Annotated in this window: 12 protein-coding genes and 1 pseudogene; 10 read left to right on the plus strand and 3 right to left on the minus strand. The window is 61.9% G+C overall.

Annotation, left to right across the window (positions count from 1 at the left end):
- Positions 1-88: 88 nt before the first annotated feature.
- The 9 genes and pseudogenes from JQT59_RS07710 to JQT59_RS07750 all read left to right on the plus strand — a co-directional run.
- Positions 89-664: pseudogene (locus JQT59_RS07710) on the plus strand (RNB domain-containing ribonuclease); the annotation flags it as partial.
- A gap of 46 nt (positions 665-710) precedes the next feature.
- Complete coding sequence (locus JQT59_RS37645; protein ID WP_283254051.1) at positions 711-1,070, plus strand: transposase; 360 nt, start codon at positions 711-713, stop codon at positions 1,068-1,070.
- Between the two features lie 18 nt (positions 1,071-1,088).
- Entirely contained in the window at positions 1,089-1,520 is a 432-nt protein-coding gene (locus JQT59_RS37650) for a transposase (RefSeq protein WP_283254082.1), read from the plus strand.
- 78 nt (positions 1,521-1,598) lie between these two features.
- The gene (locus JQT59_RS07720; RefSeq protein ID WP_213575618.1) at positions 1,599-2,561 is read left to right on the plus strand and encodes a phosphotransferase family protein; all 963 of its coding nucleotides are present in this window, start codon (positions 1,599-1,601) and stop codon (positions 2,559-2,561) included.
- 4 nt (positions 2,562-2,565) lie between these two features.
- Positions 2,566-3,084 carry a hypothetical protein gene (locus JQT59_RS07725; protein WP_213575619.1) on the plus strand — a complete coding sequence of 173 codons (519 nt, stop codon included), beginning with the start codon at positions 2,566-2,568 and terminating at the stop codon, positions 3,082-3,084.
- 104 nt (positions 3,085-3,188) lie between these two features.
- Positions 3,189-3,506: a hypothetical protein gene (locus tag JQT59_RS38300; protein WP_502939792.1), complete on the plus strand. Its 318-nt coding sequence runs from the start codon at positions 3,189-3,191 to the stop codon at positions 3,504-3,506.
- 735 nt (positions 3,507-4,241) lie between these two features.
- Positions 4,242-5,009, plus strand: coding sequence for a FadR/GntR family transcriptional regulator (locus tag JQT59_RS07740; protein WP_213575620.1), 768 nt, complete (start codon positions 4,242-4,244; stop codon positions 5,007-5,009).
- Positions 5,010-5,160: 151 nt separating this feature from the next.
- Positions 5,161-6,369: a helix-turn-helix transcriptional regulator gene (locus tag JQT59_RS07745; protein WP_213575621.1), complete on the plus strand. Its 1,209-nt coding sequence runs from the start codon at positions 5,161-5,163 to the stop codon at positions 6,367-6,369.
- Between the two features lie 17 nt (positions 6,370-6,386).
- Complete coding sequence (locus JQT59_RS07750) at positions 6,387-6,986, plus strand: histidine phosphatase family protein (protein ID WP_213575622.1); 600 nt, start codon at positions 6,387-6,389, stop codon at positions 6,984-6,986.
- A gap of 66 nt (positions 6,987-7,052) precedes the next feature.
- Here JQT59_RS07750 and JQT59_RS07755 read toward each other — a convergent pair whose 3' ends face one another.
- Entirely contained in the window at positions 7,053-8,777 is a 1,725-nt protein-coding gene (locus JQT59_RS07755) for a PEP-utilizing enzyme (RefSeq protein WP_213575623.1), read from the minus strand.
- Positions 8,778-8,920: 143 nt separating this feature from the next.
- Between JQT59_RS07755 and JQT59_RS07760 the strand changes: the two genes are divergently transcribed.
- A complete protein-coding gene (locus tag JQT59_RS07760) occupies positions 8,921-9,889 on the plus strand; it encodes a DUF7064 domain-containing protein (RefSeq protein WP_213575624.1) in 969 nt (322 codons plus the stop codon).
- Positions 9,890-9,949: 60 nt separating this feature from the next.
- Here JQT59_RS07760 and JQT59_RS38305 read toward each other — a convergent pair whose 3' ends face one another.
- Together JQT59_RS38305 and JQT59_RS07775 are read right to left on the minus strand one after the other, a co-directional pair.
- Positions 9,950-10,900 carry a DUF7064 domain-containing protein gene (locus JQT59_RS38305; RefSeq protein WP_502939794.1) on the minus strand — a complete coding sequence of 317 codons (951 nt, stop codon included), beginning with the start codon at positions 10,898-10,900 and terminating at the stop codon, positions 9,950-9,952.
- A complete protein-coding gene (locus tag JQT59_RS07775) occupies positions 10,884-11,804 on the minus strand; it encodes a DUF7064 domain-containing protein (protein ID WP_502939796.1) in 921 nt (306 codons plus the stop codon). The genes JQT59_RS38305 and JQT59_RS07775 overlap by 17 nt, the downstream gene beginning before the upstream one ends.
- Positions 11,805-11,846: the final 42 nt, after the last annotated feature.

An 11,846-nucleotide genomic window follows, 5' to 3' on the forward strand; every position in this document is an offset into this window, starting at 1 on the left:
GATGATTCTGCCGCAGGCGCGTTGCCGACGCGCCTGGTGAAGATTGGTTATCGTCGGAGACCTGTAGAACCAAGGGGGTGCGGCGACCATGACATCACCGACAACGACCGACCTGTCGACGCTGCTGATGATCGACTCCGCGTATGCACGGGACCGGGACGACGCCTTCTCCGTCATCCCCCGCGCCGACGGGCGCGGGTGGGCGGTCGAGGTTCACATCGCCGGCGTCGCCGACGTCGTGAAACTGGGGTCGGTCGCCGACGAACAGGCGTTCCTGCGGGCGGAAACCCGGTACCTGCGCAGCCGCACCATTCCGATGCTCGGCGACACCGCGGAGCAGGCCGCCACCCTGACCTCCAATTCTCGGCGCACCAGCCTGCGGGTCACCGGCACTATCACCACCGACGGCCGGCTGGTCGACGTCACCGTCGGCCGCGGGCAGATTCCGTCGGGTCGGTGCGTGGCGGTCGATCACGCCGAGGTGCCCGCCATCCTGACCGACCCGGCACATCCGCTGCACCCCCAGTTGGCCGCGGCGGATGCTGCCGCGCAGGTCATGCTGACCGCCCGTCGCGACGGTGGCGCACTCGCGTTCTACGACCTCACACGCGGCTGGGCGAGCAACGAGGACGGGGCAATCGTGGCGATCGCCGCCGAACTAAGAGCGTGTCTCATGTGGATGAAGTGACTTGTGGTGCATTATGTGACTCGTGGTAGATGAGTTGTCTCTGCGGTTGGTGCCGGATGCGTTGTGGGAGATCGTCGAACCGTTGATTCCGCGCTTCGTCTCTCGCCCGCAGGGAGGTGGCAGCGCCCCGGTGGATGACCGGGCGGTGTTCACCGCGATCGTGTACGTGCTGACCAGTGGATGTGCGTGGCGCCATCTTCCGCCGTCGTTCGGGGTCACCGTTCCCACCGCGCACCGCCGGTTCACTACGTGGGTGGCGGCGGGGGTTTTCGAGAGACTGCACGGTGAGGTGCTCGACCGACTCGGTCGGGCCGGCGAACTGGACTGGTCGGCAGCGATCCTGGATGCGGCGAGCGTCCGGGCGAAAAGGGGGGCTCGCTGACCGGTCCGAGCCCGGTCGATCGGGGCAAGAAGGGCTCAAAGATTCACGTCCTATCCGACTCGAACTTCGATCCCGCTGGTGGTCGATGTTTCCGGAGCGAACACCCACGACAGCACCCTGCTGCAACCGATGGTCAGCGCGATTCCGGCGGTGAAATCCAGGCGTGGTCCGCGCCGCCGCAAACCCGGCAAACTGCGGGCCGACAAGGGCTATGACTACGACAAGCACCGTCGGTGGCTGCGCCAGCAGGACATCGTTCCGCGCATCGCCCGACGTGGCATCGATAAGAATGACCGGCTCGGCAGGTATCGGTGGAAGGTCGAACGCACTATCGCCTGGTTCACCGGCTACCGACGCCTGACCATCCGCTACGAACGCCACGGGGAGCACTTCGCCGGATTCCTCCACCTCGCCGCCGCACTCACCTGCTTCAAGAAACTCTCCATATGAGACACGCTCTTAATCGAAAGGGTGTCCGGTCGGTTCTCGGTCCGGAATCTTCGGTGGCTCAGCGGTGGCGGTTCGAAGATGCAGATCGCATTCGAACTCGACATCACCGGCGCCGACGATTTCGCAGATGGAGTACACCAGTTGGTTATTCGACTGGAGCCGCTCGAATCGCTGAATGCTACGAGTAGGACCCGTGAAGCGGAGGTCATCCGAGCGATGACCGGGACCGTTCCGGTCCCGACGGTCTACTGGGTCGACGAATCCGGTCGATCGTTCGACCGGCCGGCGCTGATCTACTCCTTCGTCGGCGGCGTGACCAAGCCGCGAGGTACAGCGAGTCACGTCGGAGGCGTCGGCGGTCAGTTCGACGGCCAACTGCGCCGCGACCTGGCTGACCAGTTCGTGGAGCACGTGGCGCGTATACATGCGTGTGACGTCGACGGGCTCACCGGCATGGGCTCGTTCACGCGACCGGACACGGGGTCGACGGACAGTGCGCTTTGGCAAGTGAATCGCGCCCTGCGGATCTGGGAAGAGGATCGGCGGGACGATCTACCGTTCATGGAGGTTGCCGGGAACTGGCTGTTGCGCCATGCGCCTGAACTCGACCGCGTCAGTGTCCTGCACGGGGACTATAGGACCGGAAACTTTCTGTTCGACCAGGAGACTCGGCAGATCACCGCCTGGCTCGACTGGGAGCGAAGTCATCTCGGCGATCGGCACCGCGATCTGGCATGGATCACGCTTCCCCAGTGGGGAAGGAGGTATGTGACGGGTGAACTGCTGGTGTCGGGGCTGATCCCGGAGGCAGAGTTTCTGGACTCGTATTCGCAGGCGTCGGGACTCTCCGTGGACCCAGACAAGCTCCGGTATTACCGGATCCTCAACACCTATCAATTGGTTGTTTCGTCACTCGGAACGGCCTACCGGGTCGCGCGCTCCGGTCGCTCACATCAAGACGTGCTCCTCACCTGGATCGAGGGGCTCGCCCATGCCTTTTCGCGGGACCTCGTCCGCGAGCTCATCGACGCAGGAGCATGATTAAATGCCGGATTCAATAGAGAACGCGCTCGATGCCGCCATCCGATCACTGGATGCGGTAGTCGTCCCAGCAGTCGACGAAAATCACCCACTGGCCACCGAGCAGGCGATGCTCATCAGCAAGACGCTCAAACTCGTACGGGGACAACTCCCGTATCGCAGCACACGTGCATCGCAGGAGCTGCTCCGCCACATCGCGATGGGACAAGCAGTACTACCGCTGGTCGAGTGGTCGGCGGTACTGACCGAGCGGCTGAGCGACAGCGTGAGCGGCGCCCGAGGGGCGATCGAGTCGTCACCGGCCGATCAGGTCATACTCGAAGAGTGGACACGAACGTTGTCCGGCTTGCTCTGCGCCGCAGTGCGCGCAGCGCGTCGTGGCGATGTCGTCGAACGCGTAGAGATCGAATCGACGGTCCTTCGTCTGTCGGAACCGCTTCTGGTCGACCACATGTCGTGGTTCAAGGCCCAGGGCTGGAGCGCATCGGACGAGATACCGGAACTCGCGGTCCGATTCGCATAGTTGCAGACAGAGGATGCGGTACCTCGGTGATCTATGGACAATAGTTCTCAGGTGATATCCCTCGCTGCGGGGTCGACCGGTTCGGGAATCACCGCCGCAGATGCTTGCCCAACCGCACCCTCGACGAGGGGCTCGAGGCAGGAGAGGGACTGACGGCGTGCATCGCGCCCGTCCTCGACGTCGACGAGGCCCCGTCCCACCCACACCACGTCGCGCGAGGCGCATTCGTCGACGTCGACGGGCTCGTCCAACCCGCGCCCGCGCCGCGGTTCGGGCGCAGCACCCGCCGCGCCCCAGTGCCCACCCGGTTCGATCCGATAACCAAGCAATGGCTCGAAGAGTTGGCCGCCGACATCGGCCGCACCGGTGCTGGTGCGGGTGGTCGCCCGGCGACTTCTCGCAGACCCCGACCACCTGGCTGAAGTCCTGGCCCAGGCCCGGCGCGCCTCTGCAGACGCTCGGCGCATCAAATGCGTGGAGAGACCTCCAGACCTCGACCCCTTACACCAACACTCGACTCAATCAACTCGCCCCACGACTTTCACACGAACGGGAGTGTGATCGTTCGCGTCGGCATGCACCGCTTCCGTGACCGGGGCCGGCCGATTCCGCGCCCGGTGCTCCGCGAAGACGCCCGCACCGATCTGACCTGCCCCGCCCTCGTCTACGTCAACCGCTCAACTCTCGACCGGCTCACTCACGGCCGCAGCCACCCGAGTCGCGGTACCCCGACTCCTCGGGGACCCGGGAGACCTCGCCGCCGACCTTGGCACGAATCGGCCGGCGGAGACTTCTCGGCGTCGCGGTCTGGTGCCCGCTCTTCCGGGTGGCCACCGAGCAAGCAGGACAGGCGACGGCTGTCCTCCTGCGAACTGCGAAAACCGGAGTTGGGTGCCCGGCGACCAACGTTGCCCCGAGTCTCTCGAAAGGGATAACGCAACAACCGATAGTCCGTCCGCCCGTCGTCGTGTACCACAATGGGGGCACAAACACGCGTGAAGGAGATCCTTAGGTGTTCCGACTGAGCCCGCGCCCCGGTTGGCTGCGCCGACGCGCAGCACGCCCCGTCCGCGACAGCAACAGTAAACGCTCATCGAGTTCTCGGAAAGGTTTCCTGCAGTCGATGAATTTCCAGACCAACGAGTCACAATACTGAGATGACGAGTCAGCAAGCGCGGCTCAACATCGGCGCAGTCCATGTCCCTCGCCCCGCAGATGTCTACGCCGATCTGATCAGGGATAAGATCCTCGCGGGTGAGCTACTCATGGGAACGCAGCTCCCGCCCGAACGGTTGCTCGTCGAAGAGAGTGGTCTCACACGCGCCGTGGTTCGCGAGGCACTCCAGCGGCTGCAGCGCCAAGGGCTCATCGTCACGAAACCGGGGCGCGGAGGTGGGTCGATCGTCTCGCGGCCGACCGCGGCAGCCTTCATGAGCTCTGTTGACCTCCAACTTCAGGGTTGGGCCCCAGGAACTCAGATGCTGTATGAGTCGAGGCAGGTCATCGAACCCTGGTGTGCCTACTTCGCCGCCGAACGTCGTACGGACGCCGACCTGCGAGCGTTAAGACTGATCAATGAACAATCCGCCTCGGCGATCAGAGACCTGAGTGACTTCATCGAGTGCAAGGTTCGTTGGCATACCGCTCTCGCAACGGCCAGCCACAACGACTTGCTGTCGACGTTCATGGAAGCGGTGTCGCGTGCGATCCTGCGACAGACCGATAACGAGACGCATCGGAATCAGGACGCGATGCAACAGTCACTCGCCGCGCATCGGGCGATCACGCGTGCCATTGCCGAGGGCTCTCCTCCCACCGCATATCAACTCATGACCAGGCACGTACACACACCGCCGGTCGTCGACGCGACCGCGGTGGAGGGTCTTTCCACCGACTACTGCAACGCACGCCCGCGCCAGGCATAGCCTTCGTTCCCCGCTCCGCAGACCGCGTGATACAGCCTTGTGTTATCGATCAGACCCTTCTATGGTTGATATTTAGCGTGATAGCGCACACGTTAGCCATGATGGGGCTGGTTCGGTCACGAACACGCCGTCTACTGAACGGATACTCGTTATGTTGCGTCTCGCCGACAACCCCGTTCACACGGGGTCGGCCATTAACCTTGGCACTTCCGTGACGCGATGTCGGCAACGACCTCCCTACGGTGCTGAGCGTATGGCTGACGACATCGTGGTGCAGGCCCTCGACACGTGCCGTCTGGTGCACGCGAGAGTGACAGCCAATCCACGCCTTTCTGCCGCCCATCCCCTCACCGAATCCCATCGCTTACGCGATGCTGCCGACATTGGCGAGTTCATTGCTCATGCATGGGATGCGACCACCGGTTTACTGAACACGATGACGGTGAACGCGTCCGCTGCGGAGGTATCCGATCTAGTGACGGTGCTCTCTCGGCTGCGAAACCTGGAAACTGCGCTGGCGGAGAAAGAGCGCGCGTTGACGTCCACGCTGAGTGACGTGACGACGGACGCGCTCAGCCGATTGAGCCAGTGTGCGAACGCAGCGGAACTGATGGCGATGATCCCCGCGCAGGCTGCACGCCTCGGATTCGATCGGGTGCTTTTTTCGACGGTCTCGTCGGGACGGTGGTATCCGAAGTCTGCCTACTCGCGGTGCGGATCCGAATGGGCATCACCGTACCTCGACGGCGAGAACCGGTCCGGGTTTCTCTTGCCCAGCGCGGCGGCCCATTGCCGTGCTGCTCACGTGAACGAGGCGACCATGCTCGCGCATCGCGAACGTGCGTTCGGCTTCTCGCTGTGGCAACGATCGAAATCGAGAGATTTTTGGATGGTGCCTGTACTGTTTCAGCACCGCATCGCGGGCATTATCCATGCGGATTGCCACCTTCAAGAGCGCATTCCAAGTAAGTCCGAGATCGATGCGCTTCGTCGCTTCTGTCTTCAATTGTCGGTGCTCATCGCTCGTTTTGCAGCGGTGTCTGCGCCGTCGGTCGAGCGCGATGTTCACTCGACCGGTGGGCTGGCATCCGTTTCGGTGTTCGGGCAACTCACCGCCATCGGTGTCCGAGATCCCGCCGACGTGGATTTCGCCGCCGAATGGGGCCTGTCCGCGCGGGAGGTCGAGGTGATTGCCCTGATGGCGGAAGGTTTGACCAATGCTCAGATCGGTCGGCGGCTCACGATCGCTGAGGGAACGGTCAAATCACATGTGAAGCGGATACTCCGGAAGACGTCCTCCTCGAATAGGGCTGAGACCGTTGCCATGTGGATGAAGCCGCAGCGACTCGTCGCGGGGTGAGCATTATACTCTGACGCATGGTTGTTCAACTTCTCCTTATCCGGCATGCGCATCCCCATGCCGTCACTCACGATTCGTCCGGCGCGGATCCAGGGCTGACGGCTGAGGGGTCCGAACAGGCCTCACGGCTCGCCGACTACCTTGCGACTAAGCCCTTCGGTGAAGTTACCCATCTGGTGAGCAGCACGATGCGCCGGGCAGTCGAGACGACCCAGTTCGTTCAACATGTTGTGGGCCTGGAGCCAATCCTCGACGACCGTATCGTGGAGGTTGATTCGGGATGGAAAACCTACGGGACGGGAATCGGTCACTACCCTAATCGCAGAGCCGGCTGGGATGATCTCAACAATGGCCAGTTCGGCGGTAACACCTTCGACCTCGATGAGTTCCGCGGGCGAATCGTCCGCGGTTTCGAGGACATTATCGCGCGTGCGGATTCGCGATCGGTTGTCGCTGTCATCTGTCACGGCGGCGTCGTCAGTGCGTACCTTTCGCACATCCTCGGAACGGCTCGCACGTTCTTTGTCGATACGGCCTACACGTCGATTACCCGCATACACGCCGACGGCGACTATCGAGAATTGCTCTCGGTGAACGAGACCGACCATCTCCGTTGACAAGCGCGGTGAGAATAACGCTGCACGCGAGTCGATCTCGCGTGCAGCGTCATCCGCTCCAATCGGTCAGTGCACAGTTACCTTGCCGCTGCTTCCGTCAACGGTGACGATCGTCCCGTCCGGAATCCGAGTGGTGCAGTCTTGGACGGATACCGCAGCTGGGATTCCCAGCTCACGCGCAACGATCGCCGCATGCGAAATAGACGCTCCCGTCTGGCAGACCACGGCGCCTGCCGAGAGAAACAGCGGTCCCCAGGATGAATCTGTTGTCATCGCGATCAGGACATCACCTGGTTCGACGTCGACGTCGTCCATCAGGGATCGGACAACGCGAGCCGGCCCGGTGTGCACGCCTGGCGCCACTCCGAGGCCTCCAAGGATTTCGCCACTGCCCACCGCGTTGACGATCGTGTTGTCCCGGTCTGCGAACTCCTCGATGGAGGGCGGAGGTCCATCCAGGATGAACGGCGGCCATTTCCGTTCCAGAATTTCCAATGTCCGTTTGCGGTCGGCGATCGTGGCGCTGAAGGAATTGGGATCGCTCAGGAATGCATCGCACTCGTCGTTCATGAGCAGCAGGACGTCCTCCCAGCGGATGAGCACGCCACGGTCTACGAACCGGCCGCCGAGCTCGCGCATGGTCATGCGCGCCTCCTCGCACAACCGGGTGCACTGCACCTTCGTCGCTTCACGGGCCGGCAGGTAGAGCTTCGCCGCTTGCGTCGCCGCGAGGAATTGGGCTCGCATGTCGTCGTCCAGTTTGGCGGCGATGGCAGCGACCGCGGCATCGCGTTCCGCAACCGCATTCGCTGTCCGAATTGCCGGCGAACCCTCATCCGGGACCTGGCGTGCGTGGTCGAGCATGCGAAGCGGGATCTCAGGGTTAGATCGGTAGGTGGGTGAACGTCCTTCCCACACGCTCGGTCCCAGAAATCCCCACGAGTCCAGGAAAGCATCCCACTGTGCGAGAAACGTCTGCGCATCGGCGGCCTCGAGTGTCTGGATGCGATCGAGGACACCAGTGATCCCGGCCCCGAACGCTGCAGAAAGTGTCGGAGAGTTGCGAACCAAGCGAGACAGATCCCAGAGGTCGAACGATTGCTGCGCGGAGTCGACTTCGCCGAGTCCCGACGTCATCTTTGCAACCAGTTCTCCCTCGCCGACTGCTTCACCTACCTGTGCGAGCAAACCGGTGATGATGTTGCTCGCGTAGAGGTGGACGATGTGGGTGGCGAAGACTGGTCGCATCTCCGGGACCAAGGAACGGTACCTGCCGACAAGTTCCTGATCGGTCAAGCGAGTCAGATCCGGTCGCTCAGCGACGACAGTGTCAACCCGCGCTCGGTGCTTGGCCAGTTCGGGGATATCCGTTGCCGCGAACAGCCCTTCCATCCACTCGACCATTCGCTCGGTGCACTGCTGATCCTCGTCAGCCGGATGCGGCGCGTACGGCCTGACGTCCGGGTGCTCGCCGAACAACGACCGGTCGATAGCTTCCGCCGTCATCCCGGGCGTGCGCACCGCTAGGACGCGCGAGATAGAGACGTTGATGTACACATAGCCACCGAAGCACCCAACGACCTCGCACTCGCCCTCACGGCGGAAGTCTTCCTCGGTGAACACCCCGATCTCGTAGAGACCGTCGCGGTACGCGGCGTCGTACACGCCACGGCCGAACGTACTCCAAGTGAGAGGTGTCGCTGCATCGCTGAACACCTCACCGGTGTTGGCACGTGTGAAGATGGGAAAACGTTCGCTCGGCTTGTCGTCACAAGGCCATGACGTAGTCATATCGGCTCCTCGATCAATCGATGATGTGAGGAGCGTACGAACGTTCGAGTGCGGTCAACGATCCCCGCCAGAGGAATACCCCATAAGAGGTAACGCGCCGTAAAGTGGTGTCGTACAGCAGCTCATTTGGTGACACTGGGACCATGATCAGTTCAAAAGACGCTGAATTTCATCCTCCCACCACGGACGCGCGCATGTGGACGGAGACAAACTACTTCGGATTCGAGATTCCCGAGGTTCCCCTCCACATCGGGTTGTATGCCCTCTTCCGGCCAAATCTCGGGGTCGTGAACTCCGCCATCTTCGTCAACTCACGTCGTGTGACCTCGTCGTGGGAGATCGACTACTGGGACAGTCGCGCGTACCTACCGATGCCCGAATCCGGAAGCTTGCTGGACTACTCACTCGGCAACGGTCTGTCGGTCACCTGTCGCGAACCCAATAAAATCTGGGACCTTCGTTACGACAACGGCGAGTCCCTGAAAATCGACGTTCGCTACGAGGCGCTCATGGAGGGATTCGACATCCATGACCCGGCGATGGACCCCAGGGCCAAGCACTTTGTCGGTGACCTCTCCGGAAGCGCAGCGTACGCAGGTCATTTCGACATGACCGGAAAGATCACCGGAGAAGTGACCCTGAATGGGGTCACGCACAAGGTCGACTCGATGTCGACGATGGATCACAGCTGGGGCGTGCGTGAAGAGAAGCAGCTCGGCACCATGACTTGGCTTCAGGCTCATTTCAATCATGATCTGGCGATCCACTCGATGTTCGCCTTCGACCCCGCTATCGGGCCGGACCAGGAAGTCATCGCCGAGATCACGCATGGTTACGTGATGGACCACGGCAAAGGCATCGGTCTCAAGGATGGCACCGCCACCATCCGACGCCGGGGAATGTACGCCGAGACCATCGACCTTCATCTGACCGACGCCCAGGACCGCGTATGGGAGCTGACGGGCGAGGCGCAGACTCAGTTCCCCTGTCAGTTCTGGCCGGGCTCGATGGCGTTCATGGTTCTGCCCAAATGGACGATGGGGGATCTGACTGCCTACGGCACCAGCACCGATTTCTTGGACCTTTACCACTACACCAAGCTGTACAACTGAACTGCGCACAAACGGATACCCGCCCGGGCGACCGGGCGGGTATCTGCGTGTAATGCGGCGTTACGCGGTGACGGTCACCGGAGTCTTCGACTTCTCCAATGATCGACGGAGATAATGAGGATCCCAGGACATATCCACATAGCCCACGGCCACCTCCCCGTCGATGGATGCCGACATGGCAGTGTCGCGCAGAGTGAAATTCGAACTCACGTCCCAGGCGAAGTGCGGTCCACCTCCGTCGAAGGTGACGTGGGACGATCGTCCGATCAGATCGGTCCAGTCCGTCGACATGCTGCGGTGCAGAAATTCGGAGTCGAGTGTGTAGCGCAACGAAAGATCCTGCAGTGGAACGCACTGACCCTCACGGAGAAGATAACCACGAACATAGCGTTGACCGTAGGCAAGCAACTCGACGGCATGGACCGCTGTTGTGCTGCCCAATGCGTTCACCCATTTCATGTGATGCATTGCATCCCAATCACGTTCCCCCCAGGAATGGTCTCTCTGACACATCGCGTCGATAGGGTACGCGTGACCGTCTATGTCGAGCGTACCGTGGGCTCGACCCGTCTGCTCCAACCTGTCGTCAGCGAAAAACGGCGGACAGCCTTCGGGGTGACTTCCATACCGGTAGGGTGCATGCAACCCATTGAACCTGAGGGTGATCGCGACGCGCTTTCCTCGGAACGAGACGGTCGAGCTCATCCCGTCCGGGTTCAGCTCGAGAGTCAGCGGCCCGACGCGATAGTCATCGAACCGGGCACTGCCCAGAACGGGCACTCCGTCGACCTTCTCGAATATTTGCTCGCCCACCGTCGTCCCGAAAACGCTGAGCGCGGCGCCGGCGGCGCCTTGTGAATTGATCCAGGTGTAGACGAACGCAGTGACCCCGTCCGCGACGTGCGGTATGACCCAGACGATCGACTCTCGATGTCTTGGGCGAGTTGGATCCAAGACATTACGTGTCTCACGGAACCCGTTGGGGTGCAGAGCTTCAGCTGACATGTGCATCACTTCTCGCCGCTCGCGACAACAAGTGATCAAGATACGCGCGGGGCCAGGTATATTCCACGTACGCGCGCACCTGATGGCCGCCCAGAGTCCCGGTGAACATCGTGTCCGAGAAGTTGAACGTGGGGGTCACGTCCCAGCGGGCGAGGGTGTGTCGTCGATCCAGGTTCAGCGTCGTGTGGCGCCCGCCCGAATCAACCAACTCGGCTCTGACCACGTCTTGGACGAACTCAGGGCCGTATTCGGTGGAGACGGACGCATCGACAATGGACGCTTGTACGCCATCGAGGTAGACGTACCCGTTGATGTCCACTTCCCCCTCTGCCATTGTCCACATCAGGTTCGCCGAGCAGTCGTCCCCCGAGGCCGCTATCCACTTGTAATGGTGGATTGCATCCCAGTCTCGGGTTCCCCACGATTGGTCACGGTGTCCAGGACCATCGAATTCGTAGGTTTTACCGCGCCAGACGAGGCTGCCCGCGATTCGTCCAGTTTGTTCGTAGCGATTGTCAGCGAGATAACTCGGTGTACCGATGGCGTTGGAGCCATAGTCGAAAGCAGGATGGATTCCTTCGAACGTGAAATGGACAGCGAGGTCGTCCGCTTCGAAACGGACGTCCGCACCTTGAAGCGCCTCCCCGACCGCCAGGGACGCGCCGCCCAGATTCCACTTGTCGAAGTCCTGAACGCCGACCTCGAGACCGTCGCGGTGGTCGAAGTACACCGGCTCAGGACCGTCAGAATGGAGAACGAACGCCCGCCCGCCTATGCCGGAGTCATTCACCCATGTGTACCAGTGGCCCATCAAGCCGTGCTCTGGAAGAACGAGGCAGTACGCCACGCTCTCGCGCGCGAATTGTCCATTGATCGTGTGACGTAGGTGGTCGTGTGGCTGCAAAGCCATGAGTGCTCCATTCGATGTTCGTGATCGGGGTCCGATCGGCTC

It is taken from the genome of Rhodococcus sp. USK13 (genome assembly GCF_018343855.1).
Lineage (GTDB): Bacteria > Actinomycetota > Actinomycetes > Mycobacteriales > Mycobacteriaceae > Rhodococcus_F > Rhodococcus_F oxybenzonivorans.

Coding starts and splice junctions, on each gene's coding strand:
- JQT59_RS07725 (WP_213575619.1), top strand. CDS start 2,566: ATGCCGGATTCAATAGAGAACGCGCTCGATGCCGCCATCCGATCACTG.
- JQT59_RS07720 (WP_213575618.1), top strand. CDS start 1,599: ATGCAGATCGCATTCGAACTCGACATCACCGGCGCCGACGATTTCGCA.
- JQT59_RS07745 (WP_213575621.1), top strand. CDS start 5,161: ATGTTGCGTCTCGCCGACAACCCCGTTCACACGGGGTCGGCCATTAAC.
- JQT59_RS38305 (WP_502939794.1), bottom strand. CDS start 10,900: ATGCACATGTCAGCTGAAGCTCTGCACCCCAACGGGTTCCGTGAGACA.
- JQT59_RS07760 (WP_213575624.1), top strand. CDS start 8,921: ATGATCAGTTCAAAAGACGCTGAATTTCATCCTCCCACCACGGACGCG.
- JQT59_RS07775 (WP_502939796.1), bottom strand. CDS start 11,804: ATGGCTTTGCAGCCACACGACCACCTACGTCACACGATCAATGGACAA.
- JQT59_RS07755 (WP_213575623.1), bottom strand. CDS start 8,777: ATGACTACGTCATGGCCTTGTGACGACAAGCCGAGCGAACGTTTTCCC.
- JQT59_RS07740 (WP_213575620.1), top strand. CDS start 4,242: ATGACGAGTCAGCAAGCGCGGCTCAACATCGGCGCAGTCCATGTCCCT.
- JQT59_RS07750 (WP_213575622.1), top strand. CDS start 6,387: ATGGTTGTTCAACTTCTCCTTATCCGGCATGCGCATCCCCATGCCGTC.